We start from the raw sequence: 21,235 nt of genomic DNA, 5'->3' as shown, positions 1-21,235 counted from the left end.
GAGTCGAATAACATATACTGATCGCGACATCAGATTACGGTATAGGTGTTCTACAGCGCCGTTCTTCGTGACTGGCACACTCGTTACTTCGGATGACGTATCGTAATAGACACTTGCACGCTACGGCAACACTCATACGAAACAGCACTTTTTCTTGCGCCTCATGGCGAAAAGCCTGCTTCAGGACGTTGTCGCGAACTTCGAAAATTCACTTACATTCAGGCTTCAAATAAGGGCGATTTCAGTTACGCGACATTGACGAAAATCGTTCACCACGCAGACGCTCCGCATTGACGTCGATGTTTTCGGCTGTTGTCATGGCGCTGTCATTCCTCCCTGCTCAAAATACTCACCGGTCAACGAGCACCGTGTCTCGACGGAGAAGCGATGTTTGTGACAATGACAGTCGTCTAGACGTCCGTATAAGTTCATCGATGTGTCACATCAGCGTTGAGCAGGACCAGAAACCGCCGCGAGTATCGATCGGCGCGATTAATGTGAATGTGAGGAAGATATGAAGGTATTGAAGGTTCTGGCTGCCGCGACCGTTCTAGCGGGGCTTTTCTCCGGTGTGGCACATGCGGCCGGTACCTGCCCGAACGACGGCGTGGTGCGCTTCGGGGTCGAGCCATACGAATCGGCGCAGCGGATGTTGCCGGTCTATACGGATCTCGCGAAGCTGATCGGCGACAAGCTCGGCTGCACGGTGCAGCTTTATGTCGCGACCAGCTATAACGCCGAGATCGAAGCGATGCGTAACAACAAACTGGAATTCGGCGAATTCGGCCCGCTTGGCTATGTTCTTGCGCACCAGGTCGCGCATGCCGAAGCGGTGGCGACGTTCGCGGGCGAGCAGGGCAAGCCGGCCACCTACTACGCGTCAATCGTGACGTGGCCGGGTTCGGGCATCAAGACGCTGGCCGATACGAGTGGTCATTCGTTTGCGTACGCCGATGCGGCTTCCACCTCCGGGCATCTGTTTCCCGCTTACGGTCTGAGCAAGAACGGCATCGACCCCGATAAGGGCATCAAGGCCATTTATGCGGGCAGTCACACGGCGTCGTTCGAAGCGCTGCGCAACCATAAGGTCGAGGCCGGTGAGCTTAACAGCGAGGAAATCGCGAGCGCGAAGCTGCACAACGAATACGATTCCGCGGCTTACGTGACGCTGTGGAAATCGGACCCGATTCCTATCGACCCGCTCGCTGTGCGCGGCGATTTGCCCGCGGATTTCAAGGCCCGTCTGACGAGTGTGCTGAGTTCGCTTGATCTTCGTCAGTTGCCGGAAGCCGATCAGAAATTCCTCGCGGCGAACCAGAATCCGGAACTGCGCACGGTGCCGCAATCGGATTCCGCGTACAACCAGATTCGCGACCTTGTCTCAACGCTTCATATCGATCTGGCAAAGCTTTGAACACCTTGTCGAGTACCACTGGCAATATCTCGCTGGACCCGTCGGCCGCATTCGGGTCCGATGGGTCCGGTGCACGTGTCACCGCGTCGCGCGACGCGCGGGCTTCCGGCGTGAAGCTCGCCGTGCGCAACCTGACGATGCGCTATGGCAATGGCCATACGGCGTTGCGCGATTTCAACCTGTCCGTCAAAGCGGGCGAAATGGTGGTCGTGCTGGGCAGCAATGGCAGCGGCAAGTCGACCCTCATGAAGTGCGTGGTTGGATTGAACCGGCCAACCGCCGGGTCGGTCGAGGTCGCGGGTTGTGACCTGGCTGCGCTATCGGGCAACGCGTTGCGGCAAGCGCGACTGCCGCTTGCGCTGATTTCGCAGAATGCGAATCTGGTCAAGCGGCGTAGTGTGCTCGCGAATGTCTGCTGCGGCGCGCTCGGCCGGCACCGGACGCTGGCGACCGCGTTGGGGCGGCTGCCACGCGACGAAATCGAAACGTCGCGCGCCTGCCTTGAAGAAGTCGGCCTGCTGCATCTGGCTGGACAACGCGCGAGCACCTTGTCCGGCGGACAGGCGCAACGCGTTGCGGTGGCGCGCGCCCTGGTGCAGCGTCCGCACGTGCTGCTCGCTGATGAACCCGTCGCAAGCCTCGATCCGGAAGCGGCCGATGAAGTGATGCGGCTGCTGCGCCGCCTTGCCACGGAAGACGGCCTTGCCGTCGTATGCGTGCTGCACCAGCCGGAGCTCGCTGCGCGTTACGCCGATCGCCTGGTCGGCCTGCGCAAGGGCGAACTGGACTTCGACCGGCACGCCTCGGAGGTTCCCAGTGCGCAGATTGCGCGCCTCTACGTGGGCGACGCATCATGAACAAGGCACTGGAGATGCGTGCGCCCACGGGTTCGCCTACGGCGCGCACATTCTGGACACTATGCGTGGTTGTGGTTGCCCTCGCGCTATTCGTGCAGGCGTGGATCGTGGTTCAGGCCCGTCCGCAGGATCTGTTGACGGGCGCACACGGGATGGCCGACATCATTTCGCGCGCGATGCCGCCGGCCTTCGACCAGTTCATCCCGAACCTTCGGCCGGTGCTCGAAACCATCGATCTGGCCATTTTCGGCACGGTATTCGGTGTGATGCTCGCGTTCCCGCTGGCCATTCTCGCGGCCGCGAATATTACGCCGGCGAAGCCTTTGTATCATGCGTCGCGTGCGATTATCGGCGTCACCCGCGCGGTTCCCGATCTGGTATGGGCGCTGTTGTTCGTCACCGCTGTCGGACTCGGACCGTTTCCAGGCGCGCTGGCGTTGTCCGTCCATTCGGTCGGGATGTTGGGCCGCCTCTTCGCGGAAGTGATCGAAGACATGGACATGGGCCCGGTCGAAGCGCTGACTTTGACCGGCGCAAGCCGTCTGCAGGTGCTGACGCATGCGGTGGTGCCCGGCGTGTTGCCGTCGCTGCTCGGCATTGGCTTGTTCCGGTTCGATGAGAATCTGCGCTCGTCGCTCGTACTGGGTTTTGTCGGCGCGGGCGGGATCGGCTTCCAGTTGTTGACGGCGATGAATCTGTTTCAGTACCAGACGGTGTCGTATCTGCTGATTGCTACGTTCGTCCTGGTTGCATGCGCCGAACGCGTGTCCGCGTTTCTGCGCAGCCGCGTGACGTGATGTCGATGCGCGGCGGCTTGTGCGTTTAACGTCGACTCGAACTTTCTTATGTTGATCAATCACGGCGTCCCTGCCGATCCATGGACGCTGGGCAATACGCTGTCCGAAAACCCGCAGATCCATCCGACGTCCTTTGTGCGTGCGAGCGAGTTCGGTCGCTACACGTACCTCGGCCCGCGCAGCCTCGTCGCGGAATCGGTGATCGGCGACTACGGTTACGCGATGGGCGACAATCAGATCGCTCATGCGCGCATCGGCAAGTTCGTCAATATTGCCACCGGCGCGCGTATCAATCCGTCCAATCATCCGACGTGGCGAGCGACCAGTCATCACTTCACGTATCGTTCGCGATCCTACGGGTTTGCGCTTGACGACGATGCCAGTATTTTTCAATGGCGAGCGGAAGATGACGTCGAGATCGGTCACGATGTTTGGCTTGGGCATAACTCGATCGTGATGCCCGGCGTCAGGATTGGCACGGGTGCGGCGGTCGGTTCGGGCGCGGTGGTGACCAAAGATGTGCCGCCGTACGCGATTGTCGTCGGCGTGCCGGCGCGCGTGCTGCGCTTTCGCGTCGACGAGCGCACTGCGCAGCGAATGCAGCAGATCGCGTGGTGGGACTGGACGCACGAGCAAATCGACGGGGCGCTAGCTGACTTTCGCACACTCACCGCGGTCGAATTCGCGGATAAATACGGCGCTTGACGCATCCTGTTGATCAGGCATCTGTGCCTGGGGAAGCGGGCAGAAGGTGTGCGTCGCTTTCAGCTATAGCCCCGAGGGCTTAAAGTTTTGTAAGAAATCGCCGTAATACGGTTGCAAGCGAAAACCGGAGGCGAAATGAGTCTATCCATCAATTCATCGAGCATGGCGACGTCGATCACATCCGACGCCACGCTCGCATCTACCGCGTTAGTGCAAAAGCGGTCCGCTTCGACGGCATCCGATTCGCACGTCGACATTGCAGCCATAGACTTAAATGACCCTACACGTATCGACAAATACCTGAAGGCACTGGGTGCGCCATTGAAAATGGGCGCTGATGCGCAGAACATTGCTAACGCACTCGTCCCGACAATGCAGTCGCTTATGCGGGAACGCCCTGATCTCGCTAACGCACATTTTGACTTTGAATCGGATAACGGAAGCATTCGGGTCACGTCAACATCGATGAGCACGGGCGACAGGACATGGCTACAGGCGCAGTTGAACAGCAATGCGTCGCTGGTTCACGCCGTGCAGTCGTTTCATGACGATGCGGTGTCGGGATATGCGACATGGGCCGAGGCAGACGGTACGCCGCTTGCACAATCCGATCTCGACGCAGTCAATCAGCAGGCCGACGGGTTGACCGGCTTTATGGCGTTATTCAGAGGCCTGGGATCAGACGCACAGTCATCCCTTATGACGGATGGCACGTACCGCGCAACAGATGGCGAGAAGCTGAACCTCGCGCAGGACCCGAGCAGTGCTGCCGGATTCCTGGACTTTATGCGAAGCGTTCGGGCAGCGGCGAACGGAACGTCGCATTTTGTGACTTCGTCGGGAAGAACGATGTATGGGGTCCTGCAAATGAACATCTTCGAAACGAACAGCGCCGCCATGCCAAGCTTTTTTCCTCCGTCGGACACCCAAACGTTGGGGTTGCGAGAGAAGGCCTGACAATCCGTTATCCGCTGCTCGAGGCGGAATTACACCGGCACGTCAGGATGAGCCGCCTGAAACGCGACGACGGCCAGCCCGCAAACGCTCGCTCCCCAGTCACCGACGTTACTCAGAGTAGTCCTCCGGGTTTTCCTTAGCCGGACTCTGATAAAGAATCATCATGAGCGGAATGCGAGGTTCCGCCGTCGCATCGTTCCGGCGTCCTGTCACCTCGCCCGCAACCTCGGCCGTATACTCGGCGACTACCTCGCCAAAGGTATTGCGCTGGATCGCCACTTTTTGTCCCACCTTGACCTTGTCGTTCAGCTTGACCAGCAGTTCGACGAATCCGCCATGCGTCGTCATGATCGTGTGGGCGCTATTGCCGACGTAGATGCCGACATCTCGCCCGGTGCGTCCCATTGGCCCGGGAATCACGCTATAGCGCTTGAGTACATTCATCGTGCCCTCGACGAACAACGGGATCATGTCGAAATCGAAGACCCGGGCAGCGCCGATCTCGGGCGTGATCGCCGGAATCCCCACATTGATAAACGCATTCGCGAGCAGTGTGGGATACGCGGGGTTATCGAAGATCTGTGCGATCGGATAGAGTTCCGCCATCGCCCGCGGCTCGGGCAGTTCCATTCTGGCCAGATTGAACGAGGTCAGGTCCATACCGGTTGTGCCGGTGTGAAAATCGATGGCATAGTCGGCGTTCGGCCGCAGCAGCCGGTTGAACAGCAGTCCCGCATGCCGGCTCGGCGCGCTTGGGCCATTCTCATTGCCCGGCCATTCGCGGTTGATGTCGATCAGGTCGATGCCTCGTCCCGAATTGGGCCATCGGCGTTCCATGGCTTCGAGCGCAGGGCGCGATACGTCGAGAACCGCCAGCACCGTGCCCGACATCTGCGCCGGATCGAGCTGGCTGATCACGGTTTGTATCGTATGCACGGGACTCATCTCGTCGCCATGTACGCCGCTGATCAGCGCGACGCGCTTGCCCGGCTTCGCCCCGCGGACGACGATCACCGTCACATACCAATGCTGCCCGGTCGGCATTTGCACGCCCTGGAAATAGAGCAGGTGCTTCTTGCCGCGTTCCAGGTCGTCGACATCGAGCGCGCTAATGACCTTCTTTCCCTGAATCACGTCGCCGGTGTAGACCGTTCCTTTTTGACCGCCAGTGGGTGCGCCAGCGGTTGGCGCATTGGTGCCCTGCGCATTTGCGGTCCCGCCTTGTGCGATCAGCGCGGAGGTCGCGCCGACCATCGCAACCGCCGTCTTGATGAAGTCGCGACGAGCGACACCGTCTTTCGAGTCGTTTTGCATGATGAGGGGGTCCTTACGTTGGGTGTGGAGATGAGTCGAGCGTGTCGGCTCATCCGGATCTGTGCGATCTGCTCAGGTGCTATGGGCTCCCGACGAGAATGGTCATACACCTGGATTTCCAGTTTATGCCATCGCCGCAGCGGTTTTTAAAATCAAAGGGGCGGCTTTTTCAAGCCGCCCCCAACTGGTTGACGATCGGATTGAACCGCCTGTCCGCGTCAGGCAAGGCCCTGCGTCGTAAGCGGCAATGCGTAGACACGCTTACCGGTGGCCGCATAGATCGCGTTGGCAACGGCGGGTCCGACCGGCGCGACACCGGGTTCGCCAATGCCGGTAGGCGCCACAGTCGAACGGACAATATGCACTTCGACCTTAGGCATCGCATTCATCCGCAGCACCTGGTAGCCGTCGAAATTGTTCTGCTCGACCTGGCCGTCCTTCAGCGTGATCGCTCCATACAGCATCGCCCCGAGCCCGAAGCCGATGCCGCCTTCTATCTGCGCGGCAATCACGTCAGGGTTGATCGGTGTGCCGCAGTCCACTGCGCAGACCACACGGTCAACCGTGACCTTGCCATCCTTGTCGATGGAGACCTCGGCGACCTGCGCGACAAACGTTTTGAACGCCTCGGCCACTGCGATGCCGCGCCCCTTGCCCTTCGGCAGCGGCTTGTCATTCCAGCCGGCCTGCTGCGCGGCCAGATCGAGAACGGCGCGCATCCGCGGCTGGTTCGCGAGCAGGTCGCGCCGGAATGCATACGGGTCTTTGCCGGCCGCGTGCGCGGCTTCGTCGATAAACGCTTCGACTGCGAATGCGGTGTGAGAGCTGCCGACCACGCGCCACCAGAGGACCGGCACGCCCGTGTGCGTCGTTGTCAGCTCAACGGAAACGTTCGGAATCGCGTACGCGATGTTGGCGGCGCCTTCCACCGACGTCGGATCGATGCCATTCTTGACCATCCCCGCGAACGGCGTATCCGACACGATCGACTGCCCGACGATCTGATGCCGCCAACCCACCAGATGGCCGTCGCGCGTCAGCCCGGCTTCGAGCTTGTGGAAATACATCGGCCGGTAGAGCCCACCGTGAATGTCATCCTCGCGTGTCCATTGAAGTTTGACAGGCGTGCCGGTCGCGCCGAGCGCCTTCGCAACCGACACCGCTTCCGCGATGTAGTCGGAACCCGGATTCGCGCGCCGGCCGAAACTGCCGCCTGCGTACAGCGTATGGATGCTCACCTGTTGCGGTTGCAGCCCCGCCGCTTTCGCGGCGTTGGCCTGGTCGATGGTCTGGAACTGGTCGCCCGCCCAGATTTCGCACTGGTTGGCGGTTAGTTTGACGACCGCGTCGAGCGGTTCCATCGGTGCATGCGCCAGGTACGGAAATTCATAGCTCGCGGAAATCTTGCGCGCCGCGCCTTGAATCGCCTTGTTCGCGTCGCCATCGGCGCGCGCGCTTGCACCGGGCTTGTCGGCCATGCGGCGGTATTCGGCCATGATGTCAGCGGAGCTGCGCTTTTCCGCCTGCGAGTCGTCCCATTCGACTTTCAGCGCGTCGCGACCTTGCTTGGCCGCCCAGAAGCTCTTGCCGACGACCGCGACGCCGCGCGGCACCTGCACGACGTCGACGACGCCCGGCACCGCTTTCGCGGCTGTCGGATCGAACGAATGCACGGTTGCGCCAAAGCGCGGCGGACGCTGGATGACCGCCACCAGCATGCCGGGGAACGTGACGTCGATCGTGAATTGCGCAGTGCCATCGGTTTTCGCGGGCACATCCACACGCGGTAGTGGCTGGCCGATCAGCCGGAAATTGCGCGGGTCTTTGAGTGTGACCTGGTCGGGCACCGGCAGCGCCGCAGCCGCGGATACGAGCGAGCCGTACGTGGCCTGCTTGCCGCTTGCATCGTGATAGACGACGCCGCGCTCGGTGCGCAACGTGGCAGCGGGCACCTGCCATTGGTGTGCGGCCGCAGTGACAAGCATCGCGCGCGCCTTGGCGCCCGCGTCGCGCAACTGCATCCACGAATTGGCCATCGCCGAACTGCCGCCAGTGCCTTGTATCGTGCCGAACGCGAGGTTCGCGTAACGTTTCGCATCGGCGGGCGCGCTTTCGACGCGAACCTGCGACCAGTCCGTGTCGAGCTCTTCCGCGACGATCGTGGCGATGCCGTTATACGCGCCCTGGCCCATCTCGACGTGCTTGGCGATGACGGTCACGCTGTTGTCGGGGCTGACTCGCAGGAAGGCATTGGGTGCGAAGGTGCCCGCGGCCGATGCCGTGCCGGACGGTTCCGCGCCAATGGCGCGCCGTGTCAGGCCGCCCCATTCGAAGCCGATCGTCAGCGCGACGGCGGCGACGGTGCCGGCGCTCTTCAGGAATGTCCGGCGTGCGGGACGCCGAACGACATTGATGTCGGTTGTCATATTTCACGCCTCCATTGAATGGGCGGCGTCGTGAATCGCAGCGCGAATACGCGTATAGGTCGCACAGCGGCAGATGTTGCCGCTCATTGCCGCATCGATATCCGCGTCGGTGGGTTTCGGGTTTTCGGTCAGCAGCGCGGCGGCGGACATGATCTGCCCGGACTGACAGTAGCCGCACTGCGGCACCTGCAGCTTGACCCATGCGGCTTGCACCGCCTTCGCGGGCTTGCCTTGCAGACCTTCGATCGTCGTGACCTTGCGGCCCGAGACCGCGGACAGCGGTGTAATGCATGAGCGCAGCGGCTGCCCGTCGAGATGGATCGTGCATGCGCCGCATTGGGCCATTCCGCAGCCGAATTTGGTGCCGTGCAGGCCGGCGACCTCGCGTATTGCCCATAGCATGGGCATGTTGGGATCGGCGTCCAGCGTCGTGGACTGGCCGTTCAGAATGAAAGTGGTGGACATGGACGACTCCGCAGAGAGCTCGCTTGGTGGAATTGTTGGGGAAGCTTGTCGTATTGACGAATGGTCTTTGGATGCTTCGCCAATGGTTCGGGCAAGGGACGACCATTGCGGCGTCCGCCGTCGTGTGAGTTTGATCGAAAAATGAGCTTTGTGGCTTGTTCGAAACTCCGGAAGTTTTGCCTAATCCTGTTTATAAGAATGGTGAATCTGCTTAACCGGATGTGACCGCAAGAAACGGATCGCGGCTGATCCACATCGATCGATATCGTTGATTCCGGGCGGAGCAATCCCGCTTCGCCCGGCGAAAGATCAGCAAGGAGTCGAACATGTCGAAGCAAGATGACAACAAGGCGATTGTGGGCCGCTGGTTCACGAGCTTCTGGGGCGAGAAGTGCGATCTGGGCATCGTTGACGAAATCGCCGCGCCGGACATGCTGCTCAAATATTCACTGCACGAGCCGCGTCGTGGCCGCGAAGACATCAAGGCATTCATGACGGATTTTCGCGCGGCGTTCCCCAACCTCAATTTCTGGGGTGTCGCCGACCTGATTGCCGAGGGTGACTACGTGGTGGGTCAGTGGGAGGGCGGCGGCACGCATACGGGTGCGGCCTTCAGTGACTTTCTCGCCGGCTCGCTGCCGGCAGCAACGGGCCGCAAGATGCACTTTACCGGCACGACGGTGCTGCGTTTGCAGGACGGCAAGATTCTCGAAGAGCGCGGCCTTGATGACGGCGTGACGGCCCTTACGCAATTGGGGTTGATCAAAGCGGTTTGAGTGCGGTTATCGTGGGCCGCGTGTGCCGACCTCGCGGGCCGATGAGAGTCGGTCCGCGTGAGACTTCTTGCATCCTGTTCCGGATCAAACGGCGCCGACAATCAGAAACAGATTGAACGCGACGAACGATACCGCAACGATTGCGCCGCAAATATATTCGAGGTGCAGCGAGAACGCTTTTCCCTTGTTGGTTGTGATTGCTGCGGTAATGGTGACAATGGTGGCGAATACGATGTCAATCAATACGACGATGTTCAGACGATCGACGATGGTCAAATGATGCTCGTTGCCGAGGACGTTGCTGACCGCCCGGAAATTCAGCACGACAGCGAAAAGCGCCCCGGCCAGTAGCGTCATGCGCGATTCAACCAGCGGTCGGCCGTCCTTGTGGAGCAGAAAGCTGACCGTACAGAGCAGAAACGCGGCATACAACGGCGCCGCGAGGTTGAGGAATGTGGCGATGCTGGCGCGCTGCAATGTAATCGTCATCTGCATGTTCGTATAGTCGGAGCCTGTGCCGCCTGCTGGATCGCCAAACCCGGTGCCGTAGTGAGAGGTTCCGACTTCGATTTTCTGGCTTGTGATGCGCCACCCCTGCGGGCTGGCGGTCGGCAGATAGCCGGTGTTGGACGTGTCGGCGACATAGAGGAGGGCCGAGTTATCGTCGACGCCTTCTTCGATGGTCAGGTGCAAGACCTGCTCGTCGAATGGAAACCGTCGCAGATCCCAGTCCTGTCTAAACGTGCCGATGATCTTGACCTGCCGCCAGGACAGGTCGCCGCGTTTGGTGTTGCTTTCGAGGCGCCGCGTGACACCATTCGAATCGACGAATTCCATCGTCTGCAGCGGGTTCTTCGTGGACGATCGTCCGACGCTCCATATCCACAGATCCGCCGCATACGTGCCCTCCGCGGTGTCAACCGAGTAGATCGACGTGATGAACATCCCTATCTTGAAGCGTTCGGCCGGCGCCTTCGACACCTGGCACATCGCCACGGAGGGCAGCAGAAAAAAAATGGCGAGCCATGTCCACGCGCAGCACGCGAACCTGCTGGACAGCGAGCACTGACGCGTCAGATTCATCGCACGTTTTCCCTCTTGCGGGCGGCAAAGGGTTCGGAAGCCTGTCTCAACGGCTCATGATGCTCCATGAGTTGAACCGGCTCTGTGCCCTGGCGCACAGACAATTGAGCGCTTCGCCCGGTTGCGAATGCCGGTGCTGGCGGTCGGCACCTGGCCCGTCTACCGGCTCACGTTCTATCGAGCGAGGTCAAAGCGGGACGACGCAACGTGCTTGGCATGCGCGGGGCGAAAAAAGACTTCGTCAACCTCAGCTTCGTCGATCGGCTCGGAGATAAAGAAGCCCTGACCTTCGATGTCAGGCAGTGTTTTCGCCCACGTGAACTGTTCGGACGTTTCGAGCCCGGTCAGGACGATCCGCTTTCCGTGATTTCGCGCAAGGCGCACGAGGGTCTCCACCATCCTCCTCGATTCTTCGTTGACCGTGACCTGCCTGATCAGCGAGCGATCGAATTTCACCGTGTCGACCGGTAATTGCTGAAGGAGCGTCAACGAGTTGAAGCCCGCGCCGAAGTCGTCGAGTGCGACGCGCACGCCGACGGCCTGGACCGCTTGAATGACATCGACCAGCCAGTCCAACTGATCAGGATGCACAACACCGGTGAGTTCAATTTCGAACGCGCATGGCCTGACGTCGAGAGAGGCGAACAGCGCCTTGAGCCGGTCGGGTAAATCTTTACGGCCGAGTTCCATGGCCGACAGATTGATCGCGAGAGATAGGTCGCCGCGGCCAGCGATCTTCCATTGCACAAGGGTCTTTGCCGCTCGGGCAATGAGCAGATCGGTAAACCTTCCCGCCAGGTCGGAGTCTTCGACAACGCTGATAAAGTAAGCCGGCTCGAGCACGCCGCTCTCAGGATGTTGCCATCTGATCAGGGACTCAAAGCCGGATAGTTTGTTTTCCTGCAGTCTTAGCTTCGGCTGGAGAACGAAAAAAAACTCGTTCTGGCCGAGGCCACGTTCCGCGTCGCTGATCAACGTGGACGTGCTTTGTAATGGTGAAGTTTGTCGCATTGGCGTTCCGCTTCCTCTGATGCGGTTAGTTTGCGCGGCGAACCGCACGTCGTGGCCAGAGAGCGAGGGCGTGGTGCCTGATGCGGCGCTGGATTTTTATATGACTGTTTGCGGCTTCACGTTCTGTATAGAAGGTTGTTTCCCGCAAGTCAAGATAGTGAATTCGCGAAATTATTTTAGTCATTCAGCGTGCAGCGATTATCCAGGAACACTAGTTTCTTAGTGTTCCGAAGTCGATCTACTTGAGAAAGCATTCACTGGTGCTTTTGGATTCCTGCGGCCGGAAATTCTCGCTCCCGATCTTGCGTGTGCAGACGCGAAAGGCGAAAGGCGGTCAATGCGAATTCAGTGAAAAAATATGCACCTGGCGCGGGGAACCCTGCCGATTGTGCGCATTTTACACATAAAAGAACGGAAAGACGGATGCATGAGGCCGAAAAACGTCGGTCCAAGCGGCGAATATCGCCTTTCGTGACAATTGTTGACATTTGCAAGCTGTTCGATTCCGGTATGGTAGGCGCAATGGTCTGACAAATGCGGGTTCTGTCACGTATTCGTCATCTGGCGGCAGCCGGCCGATGCGTTGCAAAACCCGGGAGCATAGCGTGGCCGTGGTCACCCGGGCGACACGACGCAGAGGGGTCTGCGCCCTTACGCAACGGCGCGCGGCCAAAAACCGACGGTCGTTGCTGGCAGGACACAGTTTGCCGGCGATGCCTGCTGGTTGGCGGGCATGCAACGTGACAGATAAATTAAGCTAACGGGAAATGTATTCATTCCATATCAAGGGTGAAAGGCGAATATAAGCTTTTTAGAATAAATGGCAATTGATCGGGTAAAGCAGAGAATACGTAATATATGGGAAAAAGCTTTAGGTCCTCGCCGTGTTTTTTCACATGCACAATTAGGTGCTGGAGTATTGCCATTGACGAAAGGGCATCCCAATCTGGCACGGGATTGCATCTGGCTGACCACAGCGCTCATGGTGTTGTGCTGGTGCATAACGGCGACTCATTTTCTGCATCGCGCGGATCTGATCTTCATCGATACGGTGGCGATCCCTGCCACGCCGTTTCGCGCCACCGGAGTCGGGTATCAGTCGTTCTTTAGCGTGGGCGTGGCTTCGTCGATCTGTCTGCTGCTCTATCTTCTGGGTCCTCGCGCGGGCCTGGTCGCGTCCGTCATCGTTGCCGGAATAGCGGCAGGCGCATCGAGCGCGATGCTGAGATACGGACAACTTTTCGTGTCTCCGTGCGCAGGCATTTTCGCCTGCGTCATCGCGTATCCGCTTTGGGCCTGGCGACGTCAGGAAGCCCTTCTGAACGTTCTCTCGATGGAAGCCGAAAGGGCGGCGACGGAGCCGTCGCTGCCGGATGAACCTGGGCCTGCCAGGTTCTTTGAAGATCCCGTCCAGAGCCGGCTGGCGGCCGCAGCCTCTCTGTTCGATCGGGTGCGTCGCCACCGCGAGTTTATTTCTGAATGGGTCGATAGCCTTCCTGCGGCCACGCTGGTTACCACGCCAGCAGGAGAAGTCATCCTCGCCAATGAACGAGTCAAGGCGCTGTGTCAGAGTTCCGAACTTCCGCGAATCGAGTACGTGTCACCCGCGGGCCGCCCGGTATCGGATGTGCTCTTCGAAATCACCGCGTCGCATCGGGCAATCGAGTTTGCGTCGCAGGCGCTCGCGCTGTTCACGCTCTGGTCCGGCGACGAGGACCCTCCCGCCTATAGCGATTCGATGTTCTCGCAAGGCATCGAAATCGCAAACGCGCGAGGAGGGCGCTCGCTGTTGATCAAATGCGCGCAAATCAAGCCGTCCGCAGGCCGGGACGGCGCTTTGATTTTCCATTTGGCCGACGTTTCGTCGGTACGCAAGGCGGAGCGTCAACGCGACACGGCGCTTCGCTTCCTGTCGCACGACATGCGCTCGCCGCAAGCCGCCATTTTGGCGCTGGTCGAACAAATGCAGCGGGACCCGCCGCGCTTTACCGCCAGTCAGTTCGCGACGCTGGTCGGTCAATACGCAACAACGGCGCTTAGTCTCGCGGACGATTTCCTCTTTCTCGCGCGTGCGGAAAGTTTGCCACCGAAGTTGGCGCAAGTGGACCCCGCTCTTGTACTAGGGGACGCAATCGACGATCTATGGCCTCAGGCAACGGCGAGGTCGACCACGGTCAACCTTGCTGCGGAACCGGGGAAAAGCACTATTGCCGATGTTCAGCTACTACGGCGCGCGTTCGCCAATCTGATCGGCAACGCGATCAAGTATAGCCCGCGATATTCGACTGTGGACGTTCAGCTTGTGGAGACGGACCGGCACTTGAAGATATCCGTGATCGATCGTGGTGTTGGAATTCCGGAGCATCAAACGGAAGCCCTCTTTCATGAGTTCAGCCAGCTCGATGAAAAGTCATCGCGTTTTGGACACGGCTTAGGGCTTGCCTTCGTCAAGACGGTGGTCGATTCGCTCGGCGGCAAACTGCAGGTCGATTCAGTACCTGGCAAAGGGACGACTTTTATGGTGTTTCTGCCTAAGCTGAACGGGCCGGGTGACGCGGTGTCTCCTGCGTGATCGTGCTGGCTAATGCAATGCGCATTGCGCGTCAATGTCCACGATTGCGAAGTTCACAAAAGTTCAAACATATTTATAGTTGGTACTCTAGGATCATTCGACGTGTCGACACTGCCGTTAGCGCAAACGTTTGCGTGAATAGCGAAAGCTTTAACTGTACGCGAGTCGGACATAAGAAAGTCACAATGCTCGGGGTCACACATGCGCATTCTTGTTGTCGAGGACGATCCGATTCAGGCGCAAGCCGTATCGAATGCATTGAGTTCGTTGAGCCACACACTCACGATCGTTGACGATGGCGAGCGAGCGGTACGCTGCTTGCGATCGGAACCGATCGATGCTGTCGTTCTCGATTGGCATTTGCCGCGAATGAGCGGCATTGAAGTGCTGAACTGGATTCGCGCGCGCACCAATGTGAAATATGGCGTGCTGTTTCTGACGAGCCGCGTTCACGAAGTCGATGTCGTCAGGGCGCTCGATGCCGGCGCGGACGACTATATGGTCAAGCCGTTTCGCGCGGAGGAACTTGCCGCGAGAGTGAAGGCGTTGTTACGGCGTGTCGCGCGAACGGCCGTGCACGATGCGCCGATCCGAGCCGGCGACTACGTTCTCGATCCACTGGAGCGCAGCGTGACGCTGCGCGGCAGCAAGATCGAGCTGACGACCAAGGAGTTTCAACTCGTATTGGCGCTGTTCGGTAACCTCGGCAAGATATTGTCGAGAGATCTGCTGGCAATGACTGCCTGGGGGCGGGAACTCAGTGTCGAGTCGCGCTCGCTCGACACGCATATCTATAGAATCCGGCAAAAACTGAAGTTGAGCCCCGAGAATGGTTTGCGGCTGTCGTCCATTTACACGCTTGGATACCGGCTGGACCTGGTCAAGGTCGGCGTCGAAAGTGAGCCCTGTATGTAAGCGTGTCGGCTCACGAAGCGTGTGTGCACCGTGGTCACCACGACAGAAAAATCGTATTCCGAAGTAAATGGAAAACAGATTGATCGGTCGGAGGGCGTGCGCGCACCGGCCTATGCAAGAATGTCGCTTTCCCGTCAGCGGCAATCGAAGCATGGACAAAACGCTACTCAAGGGGCTCATGGTGCTCGAAGCGCTCGCCGCGCTAGATGGCGAGCCTTTGACCATACAGGCGCTGGCAGTCCGGCTTGGCCTCACCAAAAGCAACGCTCATCGCACGCTACAGACGCTTGCGCATGCGGGCTATGCAGTCCGGGACGAAGCAAGCGGCGTGTATCGCAGCACGCTGAAGCTGTTCGAACTCGGCACGCTGCAGATTTCTCGACTGGATGTACGGCATCAGGCGGCGCCGGTTATGCGGCAGCTCGCCGACCTTACCGAAGAAACTGTGCATCTATCGGTGCTGGACGGCGATACGGTGATCTACGTCGACAAGCTTGATAGTCCGCAGCCCGTACGCGCCTATTCGGTGGTGGGCGGCCGAGCGCCTGCGTATTGCGTGGCCACCGGCAAAGCACTGCTTGCCTTCCAGGCCGCGGACTATCTCGATCGCCGGGTCCGCGATCTGCACGCACACACGCCCGCGACCATCACCGATCGCGCGGCGTTGCAGGCCGAGCTGCGCAGGATCGGGCGGACGGGGTGTTCGGTCAATCGCGGCGAATGGCGCGACTCTGTAGGCGGGCTTGCATCACCCGTTTTCGACGGAATGGGCGTCGTCGTCGCGGCGATCGGCATATCGGGGCCGTTGGAGCGTTTGAGCCCAAAACGCATAAAAGCCCTCACGCCCGAAGTCCTGAAAGCGGGGGCTCAAATTTCCCGATCAATGGGATTCAGGCAACCGTACTTCAATACAAGTGCGTAGTGCCGTCTTCTGCGTCGGGCTTGCTGCGGCGGGCCTCTTCGGTACCGTACAGTAACCGGTAATCTGACAACGCACCCAGTCTGTCGCCCGAGTGCGACGATGACAACGCTGCGTTTTCCTCAAGTTTTCCCGCGCGATACCGACAACCTCCGGGCTCGAATCCGGGCCTTTGTTTCGGCCTGCATGTCGTCCTAAAGGTTAGGACGTTCATAACGATATTTGGGTTTACACATCTGCGGGATCACTGCACAATGTTTTCGACGCCGCTGGCTCGATCGCCACACATTGCTCGAGATGACAGCGGGCGAGACACGCAGACATCCTGCGTGTACTACCGCCGAGGAATCGCATGGAGATGCCGCTCGAGGGAATTCGTGTCATCGAGTTTTGCAATGTCGCCGCGGGCCCCTATTGCGGCATGCTGCTTGGCGACATGGGGGCGGACGTCATCAAGGTCGAAAACCCGAAGGGTGGCGATACGCTGCGTACGTGGCCACCGATTACGGACGGCTACAGTGAAAATTTCGCGTCCCTTAATCGCAACAAGCGCTCCGTCGCGCTCGATCTGAAAGACCCGATCGACGCCGAACAGGCGCGGTTGCTGGTGCGCGACGCGCAAGTGGTCATCGAGAACAACCGTCCCGGCGCGATGGATCGACTCGGGCTGGGTTATGCGCAATTAAGCCGGCTCAATCCGCAGCTCGTCTATTGCTCGATTTCCGCCTATGGTCAGGACGGACCGCGTTCGCAGGAGGGTGGGTTCGATCTGACCGTTCAGGCGATGAGCGGGATCATGAGCATCACGGGGGAGGCGGGCGGTGTGCCGGTGAAGTGCGGCGTGCCGCTCGCCGATTTCTCGGCAGGCCTGTACGCGGCGTTTTCGGTGGTATCCGCATTGCGCGGCGTCGCGCAAACCGGCCAGGGCACGCATATCGACGTGCCGATGCTGGGCGCTACGCTTGCGATAGCCGCATTGCAGACCTCTGAATACTTCGGCACCGGAAAGGACCCCGTCAAGCTCGGCTCCGCTCATCCGCGTAACGCGCCATATCAGGCGTTCAAGGCACGCGACACGTATTTCGGCATGGCGGCCGGCAACGATGTGCTCTGGCGGTCGGTTTGCCGGGCCGTCAATCGCGACGATCTCGCGAACGATTCAAGATTCCTGACCACCACGCTGCGCGCGCAGCATCAGGTCGAGCTAGGCGAAATACTCGAGACCGTCTTCGCGACGGCCGACGCGGCGCACTGGATCCATTGCTTCCGAACAGCCGGCGTACCGTGCGCGCCGATCAACCGCTATTCGCAAGTGCTTCAGGACGAACAGGTCGAGCATATGCAATGGGTTCAGCCCGTCGAGTTGCCCAACGGAAAGGTGACGCGCACGTTCACGTCGCCGGTGCGGTTTTCCGGCAAGCGTGCGAGCATTCGCCGCCGGCCTCCGGCGTTGGGTGAGCATAACGACGAGCTACTGTGGCGAGTCGATGTGCGAGCGGACTGAGATTATTTCGTCATACATAGCAGATAAAGTCGCATTGGCGTTAGCCTGAACCAACACGAATACGGGGTTAGCAGCAGTACAAAGAAAAGGGGACCACCACCCATGCAGGCGCATTCCAGATCAGAACCGTGGGCAAGAACCATCTTCCGCGTCACAAGCGGAAACTTTCTGGAGATGTACGACTTCTCCGTCTACGGCTTTTATGCGGTTTCCATCGCGCACGCGCTGTTTCCGCGCGGCAATGAGTTCGTTTCGCTGTTGCTGTCTCTTGCGACGTTCGGCGTCGGCTTCCTGATGAGACCCATCGGTGCGCTGGTGCTCGGCGGATATATCGATCGGAAGGGACGGCGCAAGGGTTTGTTGCTGACGCTCGGTTTGATGGCGATCGGCATGCTGATGATTACCTGTGTGCCCGGGTATTCGACGATCGGCATCGCCGCGCCGATCATCGTCGTGTGCGGACGTTTGCTGCAAGGGTTCTCCGCCGGCGCGGAGCTGGGCGGTGTGTCTGTCTATCTCGCCGAAATCGCGCCGCCAAAGCGGCGTGGATTTTTCGTCAGCTGGCAATCGGCCAGTCAGCAACTGGCGGTGGTGTTTGCAGCGGTGCTGGGCGTCGTGTTGCGATGGCAGTTGACCCCGCAGCAGATGGATTCATGGGGTTGGCGCATTCCGTTTGTGATCGGCTGCCTGATCATCCCTGTGCTGTTTTCGATGCGCCGCCGTTTGCGCGAAACCGATGTATTCAAAGCGCGTAAAACGACGCCCACGCCGCGGCAGATTTTCCAGTCGCTGCGCGACCATCGCCGCAAGATCGGCGGTGCGGTGATGCTGGTGACAATGACCGCGGTGATGTTCAACCTGATTACCGCGTATACGCCGACTTATGGTCAAAGTGTGCTTAAGCTGCCGGCCATGGACACGTTCCTCGTCACGATGGCCGTCGGTCTGACCAACTTCGCCATGCTACCGATTATCGGCGCGCTTTCCGACAAGGTGGGACGCCGGCCCGTGCTCACCGTGTGCGCGGCGCTCGTCATCCTGACTGCCTATCCGGCGATGTACTGGCTCGTTCAGGCGCCTAGCTTTGCGCGGCTAATGGCGGTCGAAGTCTGGTATGCGTTTATTTATGGCTCGTATCAGGGGGGGATGGTCGTCGCGCTGACGGAGATCATGCCTGCGCATATTCGCAGCACCGGGTTCTCGCTGGTCTGGAGTGTTGCGCAGGCGGTTTTCGGCGGATTTACGCCGGTCATTTGCACGTTGCTGATCCACACGACCGGGAACAACGCGATGCCGGCCGTCTGGTTGAGTGGTGCGGCAGCGGTCGCGCTGATCGCGACATTCCGGATGTTTCCGAAAGCCGAAGCGTCATCGGCTTCGGCCGGCATGGCCTTCGAAGAGGGGCTGTCACAGCGTCACTCGTGAGCGATACACGCGACACGCGATGGCTTCAAAGGCGACCTGAAAACTCGCTGATTTCGCTGGCCAGCGCGGCGATCGCGTGGGTCAGCGAATTCGTTGTGCTGGTGCGGTATAGCGCGACCAGTTCAACGGGAGCGATCTCCGGCGTGGTGTTGAGCACCTTTAGCATGCCGGCGGCGATTTCCGCCGCATACGAGCGGCGCGGCAGCAAGCTGACGCCGAGTCCGGCAAGCGTCAGGTCGCCTAATACGCGCACGGTATTGCATGAGATGACCGGGTTGTACTCCGCGCCGCCTTCGCGGAACCAGCGTTCGATGACCGGGTAATGATGCGACTGCGACGACAGGCCCAGTACCGGCCAGCGTGCGAGGTCGACCGGCGTCATGCGCCCGGACGGCACATTGAGCGTACTGGGTGCGATCCAGACAAACTCGTCGTGCCCAAGGGGAACGCACGTGACACCGGACTTATCGAGCGGGCCGGTGACGATCGCGACATCGATCGCGCCTTCGCGCAGCTTGTCGACCAGCGACGCGGTCAGTGAGATGTCGAGCATGACCGATACGCCAGGATAGCGATCGCGCACGGCGGACATCAGCTTCGGCAGCGAGGTGAGCGCGACGAGTCCGACCACGCCCACTCTCACGGTGCCGGTGAGGGCTTGCGCATTGCCGATCTGATGCCGTACGCGTGCCGCGAGCGCGACGATTTCCTGCGCTGGCTTCAGCAGTTCCTGACCCTTCGGCGTGAGCCGGGCACGATGCGACGAACGGTCGAACAGCTCCACGCCGAGCGATCGCTCCAGCGCGCCAATGCGTGCGGAGATGGTCGACTGGGTGGCGCAGAGCGCGTCGGCGGCGCCTGCGAAGCTGCCGGTTTCGACGATACGGATCAGGGTTTCGAGCTGTCGGATATCCATAGGGTGTAGTCGGAAGTTCGCACCGTTCATCGGGTTTTTCGATCGGGGTTGATCGAAATATATCGCTATTCGGCAGCACGCAAAAACCCTAGAGTGGCTATGCCGTGCAGACAACTTCATACAGGAGCGGGTGAATGAATGACAGCGTGAACCACAGCGCGTTGATACTCGAAGAGGGGACCCCGTCCGCGAGCCCGGACATCCGAACCCTGCCATTTGACGGCCGTATTGCGTGGACCGGCAAAAGCCTGAGCCCGCACGACGGCATGATCAAGGTCAGTGCCGCATGTCGTCGCGAGCTCGATGAACTGGTCGGCACCTTGCGTGCGAATCCGTTGCCGACGGTCCTGCTCGATGCCGCGGACTTCGATCTGCCTGCCTGCAAACAGATGATGCTCGATGCGCAAGCCGAACTCGAAGCGGGCCCCGGGTTTGTGATCATCGACAAGCTGCCGGTGCACGAATACGGCGTACAAGCGTCTCAGGCGGTCTACTGGATTCTGTCGCAACTCGTCGCAAGGCCCGTTGCGCAGAGCTGGGACGGCAAGATGATTTACGACGTGCGCGATCTCGGCAAGCCGCCCGGCAACGGCGTGCGCCCGGACATCACGAATGCCGAGCAAAACTTTCATACGGATAACAGCTACAACCTGTATCCGCCGGACTATGTCGCATTGTTGTGTCTGCAACCGGCGATGGAAGGCGGGGTGAGCAGTATCGTCAGCTTCTATACGGTGTATAACGAAATGCTCAAGCGCACTCCGGATCTGCTGCCGCGGCTCTATCGGCCTTATCTGTTTGATCGGCAGCGCGAGCACGCGCCCGACGACGCGACCGTGATCAGCCATCCGCTGTTTCAGACGGTCGGTCAGCAACTGCTTTGCCGGCTGTCGCATCGCCATGTGGTTAACGGTTACGCCATGGCGGGCCTGGTGATGGACGACGAAACCGCTGAAGCGCTTGAAGCGCTTGAGCAGACGATGCGCGAGCCGCATCTATGCAGGGAGTTCTTCTTCGAGCCCGGACAGATTCAGATCGTCGACAACAGGCGCTGCGGGCATCGCCGCACCGGATTCGTCGACTATCCCGAACCCGAGCGCAAGCGGCACCTGGTGCGTTTGTGGTTGCGCAATGCGGGTCGGCGCTTCTATAACGGCTAACCGTATTGCGTTTAGCGGG

The 21,235-nt window shown here is 59.9% G+C and carries 18 protein-coding genes; 12 read left to right on the top strand and 6 right to left on the bottom strand.

Annotated elements, in window-relative coordinates; all coding sequences use genetic code 11:
• Positions 1 to 514 precede the first annotated feature (514 nt).
• The 5 genes from HV796_RS29615 to HV796_RS29595 all read left to right on the top strand — a co-directional run bounded on the left by HV796_RS29615 (position 515) and on the right by HV796_RS29595 (position 4,730).
• A complete protein-coding gene (locus tag HV796_RS29615) occupies positions 515 to 1,414 on the top strand; it encodes a phosphate/phosphite/phosphonate ABC transporter substrate-binding protein (RefSeq protein WP_175230698.1) in 900 nt (299 codons plus the stop codon).
• A 5-nt stretch (positions 1,415 to 1,419) separates the two neighbouring features.
• Entirely contained in the window at positions 1,420 to 2,271 is an 852-nt protein-coding gene (gene phnC, locus HV796_RS29610) for a phosphonate ABC transporter ATP-binding protein (RefSeq protein WP_246356109.1), read from the top strand.
• A complete protein-coding gene (phnE, locus tag HV796_RS29605) occupies positions 2,268 to 3,068 on the top strand; it encodes a phosphonate ABC transporter, permease protein PhnE (RefSeq protein ID WP_175230693.1) in 801 nt (266 codons plus the stop codon). Before phnC ends, phnE begins: the two co-directional genes overlap by 4 nt.
• Before the next feature lie 48 nt (positions 3,069 to 3,116).
• Positions 3,117 to 3,773, top strand: coding sequence for a DapH/DapD/GlmU-related protein (locus HV796_RS29600; protein ID WP_175230690.1), 657 nt, complete (start codon positions 3,117 to 3,119; stop codon positions 3,771 to 3,773).
• 135 nt (positions 3,774 to 3,908) lie between these two features.
• Entirely contained in the window at positions 3,909 to 4,730 is an 822-nt protein-coding gene (locus tag HV796_RS29595) for a hypothetical protein (protein ID WP_175230687.1), read from the top strand.
• Positions 4,731 to 4,838: 108 nt separating this feature from the next.
• Here HV796_RS29595 and HV796_RS29590 read toward each other — a convergent pair whose 3' ends face one another.
• The 3 genes from HV796_RS29590 to HV796_RS29580 form a co-directional block, all read right to left on the bottom strand.
• Entirely contained in the window at positions 4,839 to 6,044 is a 1,206-nt protein-coding gene (locus tag HV796_RS29590) for a M14 family metallopeptidase (RefSeq protein WP_175230685.1), read from the bottom strand.
• Positions 6,045 to 6,262: 218 nt separating this feature from the next.
• Positions 6,263 to 8,470: a xanthine dehydrogenase family protein molybdopterin-binding subunit gene (locus HV796_RS29585; protein ID WP_175230682.1), complete on the bottom strand. Its 2,208-nt coding sequence runs from the start codon at positions 8,468 to 8,470 to the stop codon at positions 6,263 to 6,265.
• Positions 8,471 to 8,473: 3 nt separating this feature from the next.
• A complete protein-coding gene (locus tag HV796_RS29580; protein ID WP_175230679.1) occupies positions 8,474 to 8,935 on the bottom strand; it encodes a (2Fe-2S)-binding protein in 462 nt (153 codons plus the stop codon).
• 326 nt (positions 8,936 to 9,261) lie between these two features.
• Here HV796_RS29580 and HV796_RS29575 point away from each other — a divergent pair, with 326 nt between their 5' ends.
• Positions 9,262 to 9,711, top strand: coding sequence for an ester cyclase (locus HV796_RS29575; protein WP_175230676.1), 450 nt, complete (start codon positions 9,262 to 9,264; stop codon positions 9,709 to 9,711).
• A gap of 84 nt (positions 9,712 to 9,795) precedes the next feature.
• Here HV796_RS29575 and HV796_RS29570 read toward each other — a convergent pair whose 3' ends face one another.
• Positions 9,796 to 10,794: a ligand-gated ion channel gene (locus tag HV796_RS29570; RefSeq protein WP_175230674.1), complete on the bottom strand. Its 999-nt coding sequence runs from the start codon at positions 10,792 to 10,794 to the stop codon at positions 9,796 to 9,798.
• Between the two features lie 174 nt (positions 10,795 to 10,968).
• Positions 10,969 to 11,769, bottom strand: coding sequence for an EAL domain-containing protein (locus HV796_RS29565; protein WP_246356108.1), 801 nt, complete (start codon positions 11,767 to 11,769; stop codon positions 10,969 to 10,971).
• An 856-nt stretch (positions 11,770 to 12,625) separates the two neighbouring features.
• Between HV796_RS29565 and HV796_RS29560 the strand changes: the two genes are divergently transcribed.
• The 5 genes from HV796_RS29560 to tcuC all read left to right on the top strand — a co-directional run bounded on the left by HV796_RS29560 (position 12,626) and on the right by tcuC (position 19,140).
• The gene (locus HV796_RS29560; protein ID WP_175230671.1) at positions 12,626 to 14,377 is read left to right on the top strand and encodes a sensor histidine kinase; all 1,752 of its coding nucleotides are present in this window, start codon (positions 12,626 to 12,628) and stop codon (positions 14,375 to 14,377) included.
• 201 nt (positions 14,378 to 14,578) lie between these two features.
• Positions 14,579 to 15,292: a response regulator transcription factor gene (locus HV796_RS29555; protein WP_175230668.1), complete on the top strand. Its 714-nt coding sequence runs from the start codon at positions 14,579 to 14,581 to the stop codon at positions 15,290 to 15,292.
• Positions 15,293 to 15,443: 151 nt separating this feature from the next.
• On the top strand, positions 15,444 to 16,214 hold the full coding sequence (locus HV796_RS29550; protein ID WP_175230666.1) for an IclR family transcriptional regulator: 771 nt from the start codon (positions 15,444 to 15,446) through the stop codon (positions 16,212 to 16,214).
• Between the two features lie 349 nt (positions 16,215 to 16,563).
• The gene (locus HV796_RS29545; protein WP_175230663.1) at positions 16,564 to 17,715 is read left to right on the top strand and encodes a CaiB/BaiF CoA transferase family protein; all 1,152 of its coding nucleotides are present in this window, start codon (positions 16,564 to 16,566) and stop codon (positions 17,713 to 17,715) included.
• 102 nt (positions 17,716 to 17,817) lie between these two features.
• Positions 17,818 to 19,140, top strand: a complete 1,323-nt coding sequence (tcuC, locus tag HV796_RS29540) for an MFS transporter (RefSeq protein ID WP_175230659.1) — start codon at positions 17,818 to 17,820, stop codon at positions 19,138 to 19,140.
• A gap of 25 nt (positions 19,141 to 19,165) precedes the next feature.
• Here the strand turns inward: tcuC and HV796_RS29535 are convergent, their stop codons facing one another.
• Entirely contained in the window at positions 19,166 to 20,056 is an 891-nt protein-coding gene (locus HV796_RS29535) for a LysR family transcriptional regulator (protein ID WP_175230656.1), read from the bottom strand.
• A 134-nt stretch (positions 20,057 to 20,190) separates the two neighbouring features.
• Between HV796_RS29535 and HV796_RS29530 the strand changes: the two genes are divergently transcribed.
• Positions 20,191 to 21,216: a TauD/TfdA family dioxygenase gene (locus tag HV796_RS29530; protein ID WP_175230653.1), complete on the top strand. Its 1,026-nt coding sequence runs from the start codon at positions 20,191 to 20,193 to the stop codon at positions 21,214 to 21,216.
• Positions 21,217 to 21,235 lie beyond the last annotated feature (19 nt).

The sequence above is a fragment of the Paraburkholderia humisilvae genome (assembly GCF_902859855.1).
In the GTDB taxonomy this organism is placed as follows: Bacteria; Pseudomonadota; Gammaproteobacteria; order Burkholderiales; family Burkholderiaceae; genus Paraburkholderia; species Paraburkholderia humisilvae.
Note: the sequence above shows the minus strand (reverse complement) of the source record. Positions and strands in the feature narration are given on the sequence as shown.